Consider the following 18353-nt stretch of genomic DNA (forward strand, 5'->3'; position numbering starts at 1 on the left):
CGTCCGGGAAGCACCGTACATCAGGCTCCGCGCATGAGCCGTGACGCAGAGGACCCTTCCCGTGCCCTTCGCACCTCCCGCCCGCACACCCCGGCCTTCCCGTTCGCTCCGTTCCCTCCGTCCCTTCCGCTCCCGCCGCGCCCGGGCCGCCGCGCCGCTCCTGGCCGGTGCCGTGCTCCTCGCCGGCTGCGGCGCCGGCGGGACGGCCTCGCCCGGCCCGTCCGGAGCGAAGGGGTCGGACTCCGCCGGGTACCCCGTCCGCCTCGACAACTGCGGACAGCGCGTCGAGGTCGCCGCCCCGCCGCGCCGGGCCGTCGCCCTCGACCAGGGATCGGCCGAGATCCTGCTCTCCCTCGGCCTCGCCGACCGGATGGCGGGCACCGCCACCTGGACGGACCCCGTGCTCAAGGGCCTGGAGAAGGCGAACGCGTCCGTGCCACGGCTCGCCGAGCGCTACCCGTCGTTCGAGAAGGTCCTCGACGCCGAACCCGACTTCGTCAGCGCCTCCTTCCTCTACACCCTGGGCAAGGGCGGTGTGGCGCCCCGCGAGCGGTTCACGAAGCTCGGCGTCCCCACGTACCTCTCCCCTGCCGACTGCGTCGGCAAGGACAACGGCGGGGACGGCGACGGCGTGCGGACCGAGCCCCTCACGATGGACGCCGTGTACGGCGAGGTCCGCGACCTGGCGAGGATCTTCGGCGTTCCGGAGCGCGGCGAGAAGCTCGTCGCGGAGCTCCGCGCCCGGGTGGCGAAGGCCAAGGCCGGCGCCGACTTCGGCGGCGCGTCCGTCCTGTACTGGTTCTCCGACTCGCAGGGGCCCTACATGGCCGGCTGCTGCGGCGCGCCCGGGATCATCAGCGGGACGCTCGGCGTGAAGAACGTCTTCGACGACACCAAGGAGGAGTGGCCCCAGATCAACTGGGAGACGGTCGTGGACCGCGACCCCGACGTGCTGGTCATCGCCGACCTGACCCGCCAGGCGCAGTCGGCCGAGAGCGCCGCCAAGAAGATCGAGTTCCTGGAGTCGCACCCGGTCACCCGGAACATGACCGCGGTCAGGAAGAAGCGGTACGTGATCCTCAGCGGCCAGGCCATGAACCCCACCATCCGCACCGTGGAAGGCATCGAGCAGCTGGCCGCCGCCCTGCGCGCGCACGGGCTCGCCACGTGACCCCGGCACGGTCCTCCCGCGCGCTCACGCCGCTCGCCGGGGCCGCCGGGACCGCCCTCCTCTGCCTCTCGGTCGCGCTCGCCGTCACCCTCGGCCCGGCCGACATCCGAGTCGCCGACGCCTGGTCCGTCGTCGCCGCGCACCTCGGCGGGGAACCGTCCGGCCTGAGCGCGATCCGCGAGGGCATCGTCTGGGAGCTGCGGCTGCCCCGCACCCTCCTCGCGGCCGTGTGCGGGGCCGGACTCGCCGTCTGCGGGGCGGTGATGCAGTCGCTGCTGCGCAATCCGCTCGCCGACCCGTTCGTCCTCGGCGTCTCCTCCGGCGCGTCGACCGGAGCGGTCGCGGTGGTCGTCCTCGGCGCCGGCGGCGGCCTGGTCTCCGTCACCGGCGGCGCCTTCCTGGGCGCGGTCTGCTCCTTCGCCCTGGTCCTGCTGCTGAGCCACACCCTGGGCGGGTCGACGGACCGCGTCGTCCTCGCGGGGGTCGCGGCCATGCAGCTCTTCTCCGCCCTGACCTCCTTCGTCGTGATGACCGCCGCCGACGCCGAGACCACCCGCGGCGTCCTCTTCTGGCTGCTGGGCTCGCTCAGCGGGGCGGACTGGACCGACGTCGCGGCGTGCGCGGCCGTGCTCGCCGGCGCGCTCCTCGTGTGCGGCGGACACGCCCGTACCCTCGACGCCTTCGCGTTCGGCGAGGACGCGGCGGCGACCCTCGGCGTGTCCGTGGCGCGGACCCGTCTCGTCCTCCTCTCCGTGACCGCCCTGCTGACCGCCGTCCTGGTGTCCTCGGCGGGCGCGATCGGCTTCGTCGGCCTGGTCCTGCCGCACGCGGTCCGCGCCCTCACCGGCCCGGGGCACGCCCGGTTGCTGCCGCTGGCCGCGCTCGCCGGTGCCGTGTTCCTCGTCTGGGCCGACACGCTCGCCCGCACGGTCCTCGACCCGCAGGAGGTACCGGTCGGCGTGGTCACCTCGCTGATCGGCGTCCCCGCGTTCGTCCTCGTCCTGTACCGCACCCGGAGCGCCCGATGACCGCCACGCCGTCGGCCCGTACGACTCCCGTCGACACCGGCACCGGGCTCCGCGCCGAGCGGATCTCCCGCACGGCCGGGGGCGCGCTCGTCCTGGACGGCGTGACGCTGGCGCCGCGCCCGGGCACGCTCACCGGGCTGCTCGGTCCGAACGGCTCGGGGAAGTCCACCCTCCTGCGGGTCCTGGCGGGCGTCCTGGCGCCGGACGCCGGGATCGTGACCCTGGACGGCGCGCCGCTCGCCGCCGTGCCGCGCCGCGCCCTGGCCCGGCGGGTCGCGGTCGTCGAGCAGCACGCCGACACCCAGGTCGACCTCACCGTGGCCGAAGCCGTGCGCCTCGGCCGGGTCCCGCACCGCAGGGCCTGGTCGCCCGCGACGGCCGCCGACGAGGAGGCCGTACGGTCCGCCCTGGCCCGCACCGGCCTCACCCACCGGGCCCACCGCACCTGGCGGACCCTGTCCGGCGGGGAGCGGCAGCGCGTCCAGATCGCCCGCGCCCTCGCGCAGGAACCGCGGGAACTGCTGCTCGACGAGCCGACGAACCACCTCGACATCCAGCACCAGCTGGACCTCCTGGCCCTCGTCTCCGCCCTGCCGCTGACCTGCGTGGTGGCCCTGCACGACCTCAACCTCGCCGCGATGCACTGCGACCACCTGGTGGTGCTGCGCGAGGGGCGCGTCGTGGCGGCCGGACCGGTCCGCGAGGTCCTCACCGAGCGGCTCGTCGCGGAGGTCTACGGCGTCCGGGCCGCCGTCACCCACCCCGGCCCTGACGGCCGCCCCCACATCCGGTTCCTCGGCACGGCACACCGGGACGACTGACGGCCGGTGGCCCGTTCGCGCCCTGCCGGGGCGGGCCGCCGAGATCCTGACGCGGACCCGGGAGACCTTCTTCGCCGTCGACCGGGTCGACCTGCCCTCCCGGGGTGAGGCCGTGGAACGCGCCTGCGAGACCTTCACGGCGGAGGCGGCGGAGGCGCCGGCCGCGGAGCAGTGACGGCCGGGCACCTCCCGGGGTGCGGTCGGCGGGTCAGGGGCCCGGGCGCGCGACGGGAGCCGGCGGCGAGGCGAGGTCCGGAGCCGGGGCGATTCTCTGGACGGCGACGAGCGCCGCGTCGCCGCCGAGGTGGCCGCCCGCGTACGCCTGGAGGTCGGCGCGCAGCCGGTCGAGGAGCGCCGACGGCTCGTCTCCGGCGCCGGCCCAGGCCGCGAGCCGTTCCCTGAGGGGGTAGAAGGCGCGGCTGTGGTCGCGGGCCTCCGTCACCCCGTCCGTGTGGAGGAGCAGGACGTCCCCGGCCGCGAAGGGGAAGGTCTCGACGGTCACGTCCGCCGCGAGGACGTCCGAGAGTCCGAGCGGAGGACTCGTCCCGTCCGACACGAGGGGGATCACCCGGCCCCCGCTGAGGAGCAGCGGCGGCGGGTGGCCGCAGTTCACGAGGCGTACGAGCGGTTCGCGGTCGGGGACGTCGAGGAGGAGCGCGGTGACGAAGGCCTCGTCGGCGCCGTCGGCCTCGGTCGTCGGGTGGCTCCGCTCGGCCGAGCCGACGCCCGCCTCCAGCTGCCCGACCAGTTCGGGGAGGCCCGGCTCCCGGCGGGCCGTGACCCGGAAGGCGCCGAGGACGAGCGAGGCCTCGCTGACGGCGTCGAGCCCCTTGCCCCGGGCGTCGCCAATGAGGAGCCGCGTCCCGGAGACCGTGCGGGCGGCCGCGTAGAGGTCGCCGCCCATCTGGGCCTCCTCCTCCGCGGCGAGGTACAGCGAGGCGATCCGCAGGGGTCCCGCGCGCTCGGGGAGGGGCGGCAGGACGACGCTCTGGGCGGCGTGGGCGATGGAGCGGAGTCGGGCCATCCGGCCCTCGTCGCGTTCGCGGAGGTGGGCGAAGAAGGTGGCGATGACGGAGATCAGGACCAGGGCGACGATCTGGTACGTGTGGTTGAGGTCCGTGACGCTGGTGCGGGCGACGGCCACCACCGTCTGCGCGAGGACCGCGACGGCACCGACGAAGGCCGTCATCCGGGCCCCGGCGAAGGAGGCCGTCACGGCGGGCGCCGCGATGAGGAACGGCCCCAGGTGCACCTCGGGCGGGACCAGGAGGTCCACGACCGTGACCGCGGCGATCAGCGCGAACGGGACGGCGAGGAGGAACCGCCGCCCGGGGCGCCGTGGCGGCCGGGGACCGGGGTCTCGCCGGAGGGGGCACACGTAAAAGGCATACCTCAGGCTCGGGAGCCTGTCCTGTCCTGCGGCGGCCGGTCCTGTCCTCCCCCGTGCCGCCGCGATGTTTGACAGCGCATCGAGGGTGAAGACGCCGGGGGAACGGGCGACGCCAGGGCTCTTCCCTGGCCGAGTGCCCTGGTCCCTCCGGAAAGGCGGCTGCAGATGTCCGCGAGATTCGGTGCGGGGCGGCGCAGGCGCCGGTGGGGCGTCGGCCGGACGCTCCTCCGGTGGACGCCCAAGGCCCTCCTGTGGCGGGGCCTCGTCCACGCCACGAGGTGGGGGTTCCGCCTGCTCGGCTGGGGCGCGCGGCGGACGCTGCGGCGGACCGCGCGCGCGAGGATGCCGAAGGCGGTCCGGCACAGGAGGTAGGGCGGCGATCGGCGTGCGGCTCCCGGTCGGGAGCCGGTCGGGGCGGGAGCCGGTCGAGGTGGGAGCCGGTCGGGGTGCCGGCTGCGCCGACGCGTGGCAGGAGGGGTACTCCGACGAGGCGGAGTGCGAGAACGGCGAGAAGGAGGACCGGGACGAGGACGCCTACCCAGTAGCATGGGCGCGGGCGCGGTGAGATCACGAGGAGTCGACTTGACCGCGGTCAGTCTCGAACACGCCGCCGTTCCCGCCGACACCGGCGAGGTGACCCTGCTGATAGCCCGCCGGGTCGAGCCCGGCCACGAGGCCTCGTTCGAGCGGTGGGCACGGGGCATCCTGGACACCGCCGCGACCTTCCCCGGACACCTCGGGTACGGGCTCTTCCGCTCCTCCGGCGGCGACGCCCCCTGGTTCCTGGTGCACCGGTTCCGTGACGCGGAGGCCTGCCGGGCATGGCAGGAGTCGCCGCAGCGGGCGGCCTGGTTCGCCGTCTGCGAGGGGCACCACCACACCGAGATCGCGCGGCGGCAGCTGACCGGCATGGAGACCTGGTTCGCCGAGCCGGGCTCCACCCGGCCCGCGCCGCCCCGCTGGAAGATGGCGGTGAGCGCGACCCTGGCCGTCTATCCGATCTCCGTCCTCGGCGGCCTCTTCCTGACGCCCCGCCTCGCCGGTCTCCCTTTCCTCCTCGCCGGCCTGGTCACCGCCGTCGTGTTCAACGTCCTCATGACGTACGTGTCCATGCCGGCCGTCAGCAGACTGCTGCGCCGCTGGCTCGCTCCGTAGCGGACGCCCGGGGCGACCCGGCCAGGGGGGTCAGGCGCCGTTCGGGAGCGGGGCGGCGGGGCTGACGAGGGCGGCGGCGCGCAGGTCGGTCCAGAAGGCGGCCGGGATCGCCTCGGCGAGCGCCGCGGTGTCCTCGGCGACGCGGCCGGGGCGGGAGGCGCCGGGGACGGCCGCGGCCGCGGCGGGGTGGGCCAGGGAGAACTGCAGGGCGGCGGCCTTGACGCTCACGCCGTGCCGCTCGGCCAGCGCCTTCAGCCTCGCGACCCGCTCGATGATCTCGGCGGGTGCCTGCTGGTACTCGAAGTGGGTGCCGCCGGCGAGGACGCCGGAGCTGTAGGGGCCGCCGACGACCATGTCGACGCCCTGCTCCCGGGCCATGGGGAGCAGTCGGGTCAGGGCGTGCTCGTGGTCGAGGAGGGTGTAGCGGCCGGCGAGGAGGAAGCCGTCGGGGCGGGGCTCGTCGAGGGCGAGGGTGAGCTCGATGGGTTCGGTCCTGTTGACGCCGAGGCCCCAGGCCTTGATGACGCCCTCGTCGCGCAGCCGGTCCAGGACGCGGAAGGCGCCGGTGCGGGCCTCCTCGAACTTCGCGAGCCAGGCGTCGCCGTGGAAGTCCTGGGCGATGTCGTGGACCCAGACGATGTCGAGGCGGTCCGTGCCCAGGCGCTTGAGACTGCCCTCGATGGAACGCTCGGTGGCGTCGGCGGTCCACTCGTGGAGGATCTTGTTCGGGTTGCCGTGCTCGAACAGGCCGCCCTTCTCGCCGAAGTCGGGCACGTCGGTCTCGTGCTCGTCGAGGATCACCCGGCCGACCTTGGTGGACAGGACGAACTCGTCGCGCGGCTTGCCGGCGAGCACTTCGCCGAGCCGCTCCTCCGCGAGGCCCGCGCCGTAGAAGGGCGCGGTGTCGAAGAAGCGGATGCCGTGGTCCCAGGCTGCTTCGACGGTGGCGCGGGCCTCCTCGTCGGGGATCGCGCGGAACATGTTGCCGAGCGGGGCGGTGCCGAAGCCGAGACGGCCGGGAAGGATGTGCTGGAGCGACATGCGGGTGCCTTCGTGGGAGGGAGGGGGGCGAGAAGGGCCGGTACGGCCTTCCGGGGTGCGCCGCGCCGTGGGGAGCGGGCGAACCGTACGGGAAGAGACGTTACTTGCATGCGCCGACTAATGCAAGCGCTCATTTCACGCGCTCGCCCGTAAGCGTCTCCAGGGTCCCACGGAGGGGTGTCACTCCGGAGCGTTCCGGATGCCGTGTCGTCCGTGCGTCCTCCTACCGTGTCGGCGGAACCCGCCAGACCGAGCAGTACGGAGCCGGAGGAGCATGTTGCCGACGACCGCCAGCGGCCGACCCACCGCCGTGTCGCTCGGCCCCCTGGAGCGGCGGGTGCTCACCGGGGTCGGGTGCGGTCTGCGGGACGACGAGATCGCCGCGTCCCTCGCCCTCCCCGAGGAGCGGGTGGCCGAGCACCTCGAACGGATCCTCGTGAAACTCGGTCTGCGCGACCGGGCCGCCGCGATCGTCCACGCCTTCGACGCGGGCCTGGTCTCCCCCGGGCACGGCCCCCGTGCCCGGCCCGCGGAGCGCCCGGTGCCGCGGGCCCGCGCCCGCCAGGAGGAGGCGCCGGAGATCCGGATCTCCGTGCTGGGGCCGCTGCGGGCGTGGCGGGACGACCGGCCGCTGGGGCTGGGGCATCCGCGCCAGCAGGCCGTACTGGCGGCGCTCGCGATGGCGGCGGGGCGGACGCTGAGCCGGCGGGAACTCCTCGACGGCATCTGGGGCATGGAGCCGCCGGCCGCCAACGTGGTGCCGGTGTACGTCTACCGCCTGCGCGGCACCCTGCGCGCCGACGACCGGCCGGACACCGTCATCGAGCACGACGGGCGACGCGGCTACCGCCTCGTCCCCGGTCGGGTCGACGTGGACCTCACCCGGCTGGAGGGGCTGGTGTCGGCCATCGGCGCGGCGGACCGGGCGGACGATCCGGCCGAGGCGCTCCGCCTCTGCTCCCGTGCCCTCGGCCTCTTCCGCGGCGAGCCACTGGACGGGCTGCCGGGGCCGCTCGCCGAGCTGGAGCGGGTCCGGCTCGGCGAGCGCAGGGTCGCCCTCGCGCGGTGGAGGGCGGAGTGCCGGTTGCGGCTCGGCCAGTGCGCGGACGCCGTGGGCGAGTTGTTCGCCCTGTCCGCGGAGCAGCCGTGGAACGAGCCGGTCGCGTCGCTGCTGATGCGCGCCCTGTACCGCACGGGCCGGCAGGCCGAGGCGCTCGCCGTCTTCGACCGCACCTGCCGGCGCCTCGCCGACGACCTCGGGGTCACGCCGAGCATGCAGCTGCGGCGGACCCGCCGGATGATCCTGTGCGGGGACGAGGCCGGTCTCGGCCGCCCCGCCGGGGCGGACGTGTCGATGCCCTTCGCCTGACCCGCGCACCACGCCTCCCCGGGCGGCGCCCTCGGCAGGCGCGCGGCGGCGTGCCCAGCGGCGTCCGCGCCGGGATTTCCGGTGCGGCGTCCGCGTCGGCGTTTCCGGTGCGGCGTCCCCGGCCCGGCGTCCGCGCCGGCGTTCCCGATCCGGGGTCCGCGCCGGGGTCTTCCGGTCCGGCGTCCCCGGCCCGGCGTCCGCGCCAGCGTTCCCGATCCGGGGTCCGCGCCGGGGTCTTCCGGTCCGGCGTCCCCGGCCCGGCGTCCGCGCCAGGGTTCCGGTGCGGCGTCGCCGGTCCGGCGTCCGCGTCCGCGTTTCCGGCGCGGCGTCCGCGTCGGCGTTTCCGGTGCGGCGTCCCCGGCCCACCCTCCGTGCCGTCCGCGGGAATCCGTGGCGGGCGTCGATTCCATCCTTATTTCATCGCCCGCTCCTAGGGTCGGCCGCCGACGACCTGGGAGGTCCGAGTGAAGACGTCACGTTCATGGTGGGGCGGGTTCCTCCTGCCCCTGCTGGCCGGCGCGCTGCTGCTGGCCGGCGTCGCGCCGCCCGCCGCGGCGCGCGTCACCGCCGCGGTCTCCTCCGACCGCGGCGGACCGATCACCCGCGGCGAGGTGATCCAGCGTGCGCAGATCTGGGTGGACCAGCGGCCCCCGTACAGCCAACGGGCCTACTGGCCGGGCCCCGGCGGCGACTTCGACTACCGCACCGACTGCTCGGGGTTCGTGGCCATGGCCTGGCACCTCGACGCCAACCCCAGCACGCAGGGCCTGCCGAACTTCTCGTACGAGATCGCGCGGAGCGAGCTGCGGGCCGGGGACGTCCTCAACTCGTTCTACAACCACGTGATCGTCTTCCACGAGTGGGTGGACGACCGTGGCGGCTTCTCCTACTACAGCTTCGGCGGCGGCTCCAGCGGCGTCGAACCGCCGGGGCACTTCTACGGGAACATCCACGGCTCCACCATCGACGGGCACCCGAACGGCGACTACCGGGCGCTGCGCTACCGGAACATCGTCGACGAGGGCGAGACGCGCACGGCGCACCCGGCCGGGTCGGGCCGGGTGGTGTCCGCGCGGTCCGCCGACGGACGGCTCGAAGCGTTCGCCGCCGGCGCCGACGGCGTGTACCACTCCTGGCAGACGGAGGTGAACGGCGGCTGGTCGCCGTGGCAGTTCAAGGGCGGCCCGCGCAACGCGCAGCTGGCCCTCGCCGCCAACGCGGACGGCCGGCTCGAACTGTTCGCGCTCTCGGACGCCACCTTCGACCACATGTGGCAGACCGCGCCCAGCGCGGACTGGTCCGGCTGGGCGAACTTCGGCACCGGCGGCCACCGGCTGGCCGCGGGCGCCAACGCCGACGGCCGCGTCGAGGTGTTCGCGTCCAACGCCACCGGCGTGTTCCACCGCTGGCAGACGGCGCCCGGCGGCGGCTGGTCGTCCTGGGAGGGCGTCGGGGGCGGCCCGGCGCTCTCCCGGCTCGCCATGGAGACCGCGCCCGACGGGCGCCTGGAGGTCTTCGCCCTCTCCGACTCGACGTTCGGCCACCTCTACCAGACGGCCGTCAACGGAGGCTGGTCCGGCTGGGAGGACTTCGGCGGCGGCGGGCACGACCTCGCCGTCAGCCACAACCAGGACGGCCGGCTGGAGGTGTTCGCCTCGAATTCCGACGGTGTCTTCCACAAGTGGCAGACCGGCCCCGCCTCGTGGTCGGCGTGGACGGGCACCGGCGGGATCCCCGACGCCGAGCTGACCACCGCGCGGACGGCCGACGGCCGCGTCGAGGTGTTCGCGATCAACGGCACCACGGCGAGCCATTCGTGGCAGACGGGGCGGAACGCACCGTACTCGGCCTGGGAGACGTTCGGTGGCGGCGGCACCGAGATCGCCGCGTCCACCAACGCCGACGGACGCATCGAGGTCTTCGGCACCAGCCACGCCGGTGTCTACCACCGCTGGCAGACGGGCTTCGCCGCGTGGTCGGACTGGTCCTGGCTGAACGGCTCCGGCCCCGCGATGCCCTGACCGGCCGGCCGTAGAGGCGAGAAGCCCGCCGCCGCCCCGCGCCCACCGTGCAGGGGGTGCGGGGCGGCGGCGGACGCCCGAACCGTACGGTCAGGCGGCGAAGGCCCGCTCCAGCCGGGGGATCAGGTCCAGGAGGGACTGGGACCAGCAGCCCGCGTTGTGGCCGCCGTCGCAGCGGGTGCCCCAGCCGGAACCGTCACCGTAGTTCACGAAGTAGTAGGGCATGCCGAGGGCGTCCAGGCGGGCCTTGACGTTCTTGGACGCGCCCGAGACCCAGAACTCCATGTTCACGGGCGAACCGCCGCCGTCGCCCGTGTAGATCGAGATCCCGATGCCCCGGAGCCGGTCCATGTGCTGCGACGGGTCGACCTGGTTCCACCGCCAGTCGACGTTGAACACCGGGTAGGGCGAGCCGAAGAGGGCGTCGCTGTCCACGCCGGGCTTGTACGGCGAGTTCTCCGGGTCGCAGGTGCCGGACGACGAGGCGCACACCGCGCCCATCGCGTCGGTGACCGAGGCGACGACCGCCATGCGCAGGTCCATGGAGTTGGCCGACAGGTCGATGTCCCCCGACAGCGACGCGGTCTGACCGAAGAGGTCGGGGCGGGCCTGGGCGTAGTGGAAGGCCCCGAAGCCGCCCATGGAGATGCCGGCGACCGCGCGGGACTTCTTGGCGGCGAGGGTCCGCAGGTTCGCGTCGACGAACGGGATCACCTGCTCCAGGTGGAAGGTCTCCCAGTTCTGGGCGCCGAGGACGGTCTTCTGGTTGAGCCAGTTCGCGTACCAGCTCCGCGCGCCGCCGTCGGGGATGACGGTGATCATCCGGTCCGACATGGACAGGGCCGGGTAGGTCTGGTCGACGGGGTCGTCGGGCGAGCCGTGCAGGAAGTACAGGACGGGGTAGCGCCGGTCCGGGTCGTCGTAGTAACCGCGCGGAAGGATGATCCTGATGTGCTGCTCGCCCGACACCTGGGGCGTGGTGACCGTGAGGTAGAAGTCGTGGGCGTCGCCCACGGCCGGTGCGACCTGCGTCAGGCCGAAGCCGTTCGGCAGCGGAGGCGGGGTGGCGCCGCCGTCGGCCCGGGCCGAGCCGACGGGCGCGATGACGGCCGCGGCGGCAACCGCCCAGGCCACCACCGTCCTCCACCAGAGCGATGTCCTCTTCATCGTGCCGTTCCCTTCCTGGGTGATGTCGTTCGTGGGTGATGTCGTTCGGCGGGGATGGCGTTCATGGGGGGATGTCGTGCTGGGTGACGGGTCTTCAGTCCAGGACCACGGTCCGCAGGTCCGAGGCGGCCGCGATCTGTTCCTCGGTGAACCGCTCCGTCACCCAGCCGCCGGCCGCGAACAACTTCGTCTGGTCGGAGTGGTGCGGCGAGTTCGGGTTCGCCGACTGCGAGTAGGCCAGGACGGAGTACGTCTCCGGCGGCCCCTCGGCGGTGAACCGCACCTGCTGGACGAAACTGGACCCGAAGACGATGTCGAGCCGGCCGTCCACCTGGCCCGGCTCGATCACGTTCAGCACCCCGAGGAGGCCGTACGAGCCGTGCACCGGGATCTGTTCGCCGCCGCGGGTGATCCTCTGCACGTCCGAGAGCGCGGCGTCGAGCGGGATGCCGGCCTTGCGCAGCCCGAGGACGGCCCGGGCGAGGGAGTCGCGGACGGCGGAACTGCCGCCGTCCAGTGAATTGGGCGTGTGGACGGGGTCCTTGGGGTCGAACGGGACCCGCCAGGGCAGCTTCTCCAGGCGCTGCCCGCCCTGCAGGTGGTGCCAGTAGGCGGCGAACAGCCACGAACCCCGGCTGTCCGCCGTGTAGTCGTGGCTCTTCCACCCGGCCAGGACCGGGCAGGCCTCCCTGATGTCGACGAGGTTGCCGTCGACGAGGACGAGCCCGAAGGCGACCCCCCGGCACGCCGCCACCGTCGTGTCGAGCGTGAGGTCCGCCGCCCTGCTGTTGTCCGCGAAGAGCAGCTTCCCCATGGTCTCCGGGGTGAAGCCCCTGCCGGGCAGGCCGTCGGTGCCGTCGATCCGCCGTCGCGCCGTCAGGATCAGCTCCTGGGTGCGCAGGGACCGGGGCGCCGCCATGTCCCCCATCACCCGGGGGAAGGTCAGCGGCTGCTCCGGGTTGGCCAGCCAAGGGCTGTCGTTGGCGTTGCCGACGAAGTCCGTGCGGATCAGGCGCGGTTGCGTCGCCGGATCGAGGAGGCCCGGCGCGGCCGCGTTCGGATCGTCCGGCCAGTCGCAGGCGCTGCGCTTGCCGTCCAGGATGGAGACCGGCGGCACGTTCGACAGCGGCAGCGACTGGTGGAACAGCAGCTTGCCGGTCTCCGTCAGGCAGGACCGCGCGTGCGCGTCGGTGATGTTCGGGACGGCCTGGATGTCGGCGTAGAGCGCGTTGCCCCGGCGGTCGGTGGCGACCGTGTTGAAGAAGGGGACGCCCTGGGTGGACTCCAGGACGTCCACCACCTCGTGGACGTCCTTGGCCCGGTCGAGCCCGAACCAGGTGTTCAACGCGCGCAGGTTGTTCATGTTCACGTCGCGTACGGCGTGGGCGCTGACCACCCAGGGCAGCGGGTAGCCGTGGATCGAGGTGGTGACGGGTCCGTAGCGGGTGGACCACAGGGTCCGGGTGACCGTGCCGGTCGTGCCGTCCGCGTTGCGGACCGCGACGGAGACCCGCTGGGACCTCATGCGCTCCCAGGCGCCGTCGACCAGGTACATGGTCGGGTTCAGCGGGTCGACCTGCACGTCGAAGAGCCCGAACGGCGCGACCGTGGCGACGGTGTGGCTCCAGGCGACGTCGTCGTTGTGACCGATGTTCACCGCGGGCAGGCCGAGCAGGCTGGCCCCGGAGACGTTGACCTCGCCCGGGATCGTCAGGTGGCTCTGCCACATCCGGTTCTTGCCGTGCCAGGGGAAGTGCGGGTTGGCGAGGAGCATGCCGGTGCCGCCGGAGACGCCCTGCGAGCCGACCGCCAGCGCGTTGCTGCCCATGCCCTGCCGGCGGCTCTCCGCCAGCGCTTCGCCGATCGCCCGCGCGGTCTTCCGCGCGGTCCGCGCGCGTTCCTCCGCCGACGGCGCGGGCGCCTTCGCCGCCGACGCCCCCGGGGGTGCGGCGGTGACCTGGCCGTCGAGGAGCGGATCGGCGCTGCCCATGATGATCTCGGCGTGCGCGTGCCGGTAGACGTCCATCTCGGTGATGGGCCGCACCCAGGCCGCGCCGCGGCAGGCCGGGTCGGAGAGGTTCGCCGCGCCCGTCTCCGCGAGGTACCTGTTGTACCCCTGGACGTAGCCGCGGATGGCCTCCTTGACCTGGGGTTCCGGTCCGTCGGGCGCGGGCTGGGCCAGCAGTCGCTCGACGACGCCGTCGTCCTTGATCCGCTGGAAGTACAGGTCGCTGTGGAGGTTGGTCGTGGTGTTCTGGTTCTGGCCGGGGCTCGTCCTGCCGTCGGGCCCCAGGTGGCGGGACCGCTCGGCGTTGACCATCAGATAGGTGTCGGCCAGGGTGCAGATGTTGTCCTTGGCCGCCGCGTAGCCGTATCCCGTGCCCAGGCCCTCCCAGTTCGAGGCGATGATGTGCGGGATCCCGTACTCGGTGTAGCGGATCGTCGGCCGCTCCGGGGCCGTCGCGGCGGCGCCCGCCGGAGCCCCGCCGATCGCCGTGGTGCTCGCCACCGCCACCAGGGCCGCGACCGCCACCGGCAGTCGTGCCCTCCGTCTTCTGCGTGCCATCGGTGCACCCCTCCGTGAGGTCCGGGCCTTCGTCCGGACGCGGCCACGCTAGGGAGGGGCGATGAAATACCGATGATGCGCCGTCCGGAGGCGGTCAGCGGGCCGCGGCCGGGCGGCACGGAGGAAGGGTGGGGCTCTCGCGGGTGCGGACGGCGGGGAGCCAGGCCTCGGCCGGCACGGAGACGCGGGAGAGGCGGACGCGGAACCAGCGGGTGGACCGCAGGTCCTCCTCGTCGACGATGGGCTGCCCGTCGTCGACCACGCAGTCGGCGGTGAGGAGGTCGCCGTGCCAGACCCGGGTCCGCACGACGTTCTCCGCCGTGTAGGGGCGGTGGGGATCGATCGCCAGGCCCAGGCTGCAGTGCCGGTCGCGGTCGGCCCGCTCCTGGCAGCCCCGCTCGGCGTTGAACACCCGGACCGTGCCGGCCGGCGCCCCGGGGCCGTGCCCGGCCGTGTCGGCGCCCAGGGCCGCGCCGGTGCCGCAGAGCACGGCGGCGAGGACCGCCGCCCGGGTCCCGCGGCGGAGCCCGCGCCGGGGGCCGCCGGGTCCGCCGGGTCCGCCGGGCCGCCGGGCGGTGACGCGGGCGAGCAGGCTCTCCGCCGTGTGCGGGGCGCGGGAGGCGTGGGTGGGGGCGAGGCAGTCGGCGATGACGCCGCGCCAGAACGGCGGGACGGCGGGGTCGAGCCGGAGGGGCGCGCGGCCCGCCCCGTACTCCTGGGCGGCGGCGCTCCGGGCGATCGGCGTGGCGCCGGGGAACGGGGAGGCGCCGGAGGCGAAGAGCTCGTGGAGGACGATGCCGAGGGCCCAGACGTCGGCGCTGGCGCGGACCTGGACCCCGCGTTCGCCCAGGGGTGCCCGGCGGCGTTCCGGGGGCAGGTAGTCGAGCGTGCCCAAGGGCGGTGCGTAGCCGTGGGTGCCGGTGAGTTCGGTGGCGAGGCCGAAGTCGGAGAGCTTCACGGAGCCGTCCGTGTCCAGCAGGACGTTCTCCGGTTTGAGGTCGGCGTGGACCCATCCCGAGCGGTGGAGGTGGGCGAGCCCTTCGCAGATCCCCTCGGCGATGCGGTCGCGGTCGGCCTCGGCGGCGCCCGTGTCGAGGAGGTCCCGCAAGCTGCCGGCGGCCCGCTCCATGACCAGCACCAGGGCGCCGTCCAGCGAGGGACGGTCCGGCGCGGAGAGCACGAAGGAGTCCAGGAGGCCGATCAGGCGGGGGTGTCCGGCCGTGCGGCCGAGGGCGACCTCGCGGCGCGCCGACTCCTCGATCCTGCGCGCCTGGAGGGGCGCGAGCCCGGCGGTCGGCATGATCTTGAGCGCGACTCCGGCGCCCTTCCGGGGCCGTCCCGGGGAGCCGGACCGCCCGGGGGAGCCGAACCGCCCGGGAGCGCCGGACCGCTCGGGCGGGTCGGACCGTCCGGAATGGGCCCGTCCCGGGGAGTCGGGCCGTCCGGGTCCGGGGGCCGGGCGCGCCGCGTAGACCGTGGACCAGCCGCCGGTGCCGATCCGCTCGACGACCTCCCACGCCCCCACCCGGTGGCCGGGCGGGAGTCGTTCCGGGAGGTCGTCGTCCCGGCCCGGGGTGTCGCCGCGCGCGGGGAGGGACGTCATCGTGCGGCGTTCCGTTCGTGGCCGGCCGGCCGGGGCGCGGGCGGCAGCAGGGCGAGGTGCTCCTCCCGTACGAGTCCGAAGCGGAGGGCGAGCCCGACGATCTCCTCCCGTTTGCCGTTGCGGCGGTCGCCCTGGCCCTGGGCCGGGCCGTCGATGCGCAGCTTCTCCTCGGCGAGGTAGTCGATGTGCGAGCTGACGGCCCGCGCGGTGAGCGGGCCGCGGCCGGTGTGGGCGCTGAGCCGGTCGACGATCTGGGGCGTGGTGGGGACGGCGACGCGGGACTGGTCGCGCAGCCGAGGTTCGCAGAGCGCGACGAGGACGAGGAAGTAGGCGGCGGTCTCGTCGAGGGAGTACGCCGTGACCGTGCGGCTCTCCCAGGGACCGCCGACGGCCCCCGGGTCGAGGTACACGTGGTCGGGCGCGAACACCTGGAACGTGACGGGGAGTTCGCCGCGCGTGGGCAGCACGACCCGGGCGAACTCGAAGGGGACCGGGGCCCCCACGCGGCGCGGCGGGACCCTGAGGTACTCGCCCGCTCCCTCGGGGTTCTCCACGAGATACGTGTGGGTGGGGCTGTGGTTGGTCAGCTGCCAGTGGTCGTCGGTCACGCGGATCTCCCCGGCGAGCCGGGAGACCGCGGCGTCGGCGAGGCGGAGTTCGACCGGGGTGTCCGCGGAGCCGCGGCCGAAGCGCGCGGCCTCGCCGGGACCGAGTCTCAACGTCACCGCCTCGGACCGCCGTTCACCGGCCTCGGCGCCTCCCCCGCCCTGTGGCAGATGTACGACCACGCCGCTCATCGCGCCCCCTTCCGCATCGCCCGCCAGCCGGACGAGCGGAACGATACCCACCCCTTACCGGGGTGTACCGGCATGCTTCGGCCACCCCGGGGCGGCCCCCGATCCGGCCGCCTCCGGGCCGGGTCGGGGGCCGGCCGGCACCTGGGCGAGGCGGTCCCGGGCTCCGCCGGGAGGGGGTCGGGGGTCGGCGGGCCTCCTGTGACGGGGGACACCTCCCCGCTCCACCCTGGGCGTCTTTTAGAACGCTTTTCCAGTTTTCGGAGCGCCCGGAGGGAGTTATTCCGCCGAGTGTGAGGAGGCGCCGGCAGCGGCGAACCCACCGGAGCACCCCAGGACGCCGCGCCGGGTCGGGCCCCCAGGACCGTCCCGTTCCCGGACGCAAGGTGGGAAAGGTCACGGCCCCGGCCGACCGATCGGGCCGCCGTTCCGCCCCTCCCGGCCCGTCCAGGGCCCATGACGTGGCGCGATCCGTACGTCGGGACCGGCGATGACCCCCGCTCAGGGGACCGGAGCGCCCACAACGTGCGGCGCCCGCAGGTGCTCCTCCGTGGTGAGCGGGGGCAGGGGGTGAAAGCGGATCGAGGGCGACGGCGAGGGTGGGGGCGTCGGCGCGGGTCGTCCACGGCCCGTGCGGAGGGGGCGCGGAGGCGGGTCCGCCCGTCGGTCGGCCGCGGGTCAGTCGAGTCCCGGTCCCGCGGAGTCGTTGACCCAGCCCCAGGCGGACCAGGTGGAGAAGCCGGTCTGCCACCGGTGGAAGGTCCCGGTGGGGTTGGTCCCGAAGAGCTCGATGCGGCCGTCGGCGTTCGCCGCGGCGGCGACCTCCGTGCCGCCGGTGCCGAAGGTCTCCCAGGGGCTGTACGGGGCGTTGACCCCCGTCTGCCAGGAGTGCGCGGCGGTGCTGCCGTTGATCGCGAAGACCTCGACCCGCCCGTCCGGACCGCGCTCGCTGGTGAGCCGCGCGTCCGCGGGGCCGCCCGTCGGCTCCCAGTCCGACCAACTCGTCTGCGCCGTCTGGTACTTGTGGAAGACACCGGCCGGACCGGAGGCGAAGACCTCGATCCGGCCGTCGGCGTTGTGGTCGACGGTCAGGTCGTGCCCGCCGCCGCCGAAGGTGTCCCACCGCGACCAGCCCCCGTTCGGCGAGGTCTGGTACTGGTGCTGGAAGACGTCCCCGTTGAGGGCGAAGACCTCAAGGCGCCCGTCGCGGGACTTCTCCATCTCCACCCGGGCGCCCGCCGGTCCGCCGCCGGTCGGCTCCCAGTCCGACCAGCCGCCGTTCGGCGCCGTCTGGTACTTGTGGAACAACCCCGTCGGCCCGGACGCGAACACCTCGATCCGGCCGTCCGCGTTCACCCCCGCGGCCGCGTCCTCGCCACCCCCGCCGAACGCCTCCCAGCCCGACCAGCCGCCGGACGGCGACAGCTGGTACCGGTGCTGGAAGGTGTCGCCGTCGATCGCGAAGAGCTCCAGGCGGCCGTCCGCGTTCGGCGCGACGGCCAGCTCCGCGCCGGCCGGGCCGCGCAGCGGCTCCCACGCCGACCAGGCGCCGTTCACCTCGACCTGCCACGCGTGGTGCACGCCGTCGGCGCCCGCGGCGAACACCTCCAGGCGGCCGTCCGCCGACCGGGCGGAGACCACCCGGCCCGAGTCGGCCGGGTACACGACCGGAGCCGGTCCCGGCTCACCCGGGTGCCCGAGGCGGTCGACCGCGGCCCTCGCCTCGCCCATGTGCCGCTCGTGCAGGCCCTGGTTGTAGGTGGACCAGGGCTGCCAGTTCGTCCCGCCGGAGGAGATGGCGAAGGCGGCGTGCGCGTTGCACTGCGCGTCGTAGGCGCAGGCGTCGTCGACCTCGCGGTGCCAGTAGTCGTTGATCTGCCACAGGCCGCGGTCCGTGGAGGCCGGGGAGTTGTTCTGCGTGTTGGACGCCAGGGGATCGCAGCCGGACTCGGCGAGGGCCACGGCTACGGCGGTCACCAGCGCGTCGCCCCGGAAACCCGCCTGGTGGCCGACCTGGGCGCACAGATCGCTCGCGGCGGCGTGCGCCGGGGACGCGCCGGCGAGCGCGCCGGCGGCGAGGAGCAGCGAGGTGAGGGCCGACACGGCGATCCGGTGCGGAGCACGGCGTCGGGAGGGCCGGGGGCCGCCCGCTGCGGGGCGTCGAACGCTCGTCACCTGCGGTCTCCTTGGGGTGGGGTGGTACGTCGTGACATCGGTGCGGCGGAAC

Annotated in this window: 13 protein-coding genes; 6 read left to right on the forward strand and 7 right to left on the reverse strand. The window is 74.5% G+C overall.

The genetic code is table 11. From position 1 onward, the window contains the following. Positions 1 to 160 precede the first annotated feature (160 nt). From ACFZCF_RS19210 to ACFZCF_RS19220, 3 genes are read left to right on the forward strand one after another with little or no spacing between them, the layout of a single operon-like run. Positions 161 to 1171, forward strand: a complete 1011-nt coding sequence (locus ACFZCF_RS19210) for an ABC transporter substrate-binding protein (RefSeq protein ID WP_391287618.1) — start codon at positions 161 to 163, stop codon at positions 1169 to 1171. Next, on the forward strand, positions 1168 to 2199 hold the full coding sequence (locus tag ACFZCF_RS19215; protein ID WP_388444703.1) for a FecCD family ABC transporter permease: 1032 nt from the start codon (positions 1168 to 1170) through the stop codon (positions 2197 to 2199). The genes ACFZCF_RS19210 and ACFZCF_RS19215 overlap by 4 nt, the downstream gene beginning before the upstream one ends. Then, positions 2196 to 3020 (forward strand): ABC transporter ATP-binding protein, encoded by an 825-nt coding sequence (locus tag ACFZCF_RS19220; RefSeq protein WP_388444705.1) that lies wholly within the window; start codon positions 2196 to 2198, stop codon positions 3018 to 3020. Before ACFZCF_RS19215 ends, ACFZCF_RS19220 begins: the two co-directional genes overlap by 4 nt. 208 nt (positions 3021 to 3228) lie before the next feature. Here ACFZCF_RS19220 and ACFZCF_RS19225 read toward each other — a convergent pair whose 3' ends face one another. Beyond that, positions 3229 to 4398 carry a SpoIIE family protein phosphatase gene (locus tag ACFZCF_RS19225; RefSeq protein WP_391287475.1) on the reverse strand — a complete coding sequence of 390 codons (1170 nt, stop codon included), beginning with the start codon at positions 4396 to 4398 and terminating at the stop codon, positions 3229 to 3231. Positions 4399 to 4992: 594 nt separating this feature from the next. Between ACFZCF_RS19225 and ACFZCF_RS19230 the strand changes: the two genes are divergently transcribed. Further along, entirely contained in the window at positions 4993 to 5565 is a 573-nt protein-coding gene (locus tag ACFZCF_RS19230; protein WP_391287476.1) for an antibiotic biosynthesis monooxygenase, read from the forward strand. A gap of 30 nt (positions 5566 to 5595) precedes the next feature. Here the strand turns inward: ACFZCF_RS19230 and ACFZCF_RS19235 are convergent, their stop codons facing one another. Then, on the reverse strand, positions 5596 to 6606 hold the full coding sequence (locus ACFZCF_RS19235) for an aldo/keto reductase (RefSeq protein ID WP_391287478.1): 1011 nt from the start codon (positions 6604 to 6606) through the stop codon (positions 5596 to 5598). Positions 6607 to 6883: 277 nt separating this feature from the next. Between ACFZCF_RS19235 and ACFZCF_RS19240 the strand changes: the two genes are divergently transcribed. Then, positions 6884 to 7975 (forward strand): BTAD domain-containing putative transcriptional regulator, encoded by a 1092-nt coding sequence (locus ACFZCF_RS19240; protein WP_391287619.1) that lies wholly within the window; start codon positions 6884 to 6886, stop codon positions 7973 to 7975. Positions 7976 to 8439: 464 nt separating this feature from the next. After that, positions 8440 to 9996: a M23 family peptidase gene (locus ACFZCF_RS19245; protein ID WP_388444716.1), complete on the forward strand. Its 1557-nt coding sequence runs from the start codon at positions 8440 to 8442 to the stop codon at positions 9994 to 9996. A gap of 90 nt (positions 9997 to 10086) precedes the next feature. Here ACFZCF_RS19245 and ACFZCF_RS19250 read toward each other — a convergent pair whose 3' ends face one another. From ACFZCF_RS19250 to ACFZCF_RS19270, 5 genes are all read right to left on the reverse strand, one after another. Next, on the reverse strand, positions 10087 to 11163 hold the full coding sequence (locus ACFZCF_RS19250) for an alpha/beta hydrolase-fold protein (protein ID WP_391287481.1): 1077 nt from the start codon (positions 11161 to 11163) through the stop codon (positions 10087 to 10089). 94 nt (positions 11164 to 11257) lie between these two features. Further along, positions 11258 to 13729, reverse strand: a complete 2472-nt coding sequence (locus tag ACFZCF_RS19255) for a penicillin acylase family protein (RefSeq protein WP_391287482.1) — start codon at positions 13727 to 13729, stop codon at positions 11258 to 11260. A gap of 94 nt (positions 13730 to 13823) precedes the next feature. Further along, complete coding sequence (locus tag ACFZCF_RS19260) at positions 13824 to 15332, reverse strand: protein kinase (protein WP_391287484.1); 1509 nt, start codon at positions 15330 to 15332, stop codon at positions 13824 to 13826. Then, the gene (locus ACFZCF_RS19265; RefSeq protein WP_388444957.1) at positions 15329 to 16129 is read right to left on the reverse strand and encodes a serine/threonine protein kinase; all 801 of its coding nucleotides are present in this window, start codon (positions 16127 to 16129) and stop codon (positions 15329 to 15331) included. The genes ACFZCF_RS19260 and ACFZCF_RS19265 overlap by 4 nt, the downstream gene beginning before the upstream one ends. Positions 16130 to 16804: 675 nt before the next feature. After that, a complete protein-coding gene (locus ACFZCF_RS19270; RefSeq protein ID WP_391287486.1) occupies positions 16805 to 18301 on the reverse strand; it encodes a hypothetical protein in 1497 nt (498 codons plus the stop codon). Positions 18302 to 18353 lie beyond the last annotated feature (52 nt).

Origin of the sequence: Streptomyces sp. NPDC007945 (genome assembly GCF_042958885.1) — a bacterium.
Taxonomy (GTDB): domain Bacteria; phylum Actinomycetota; class Actinomycetes; order Streptomycetales; family Streptomycetaceae; genus Streptomyces.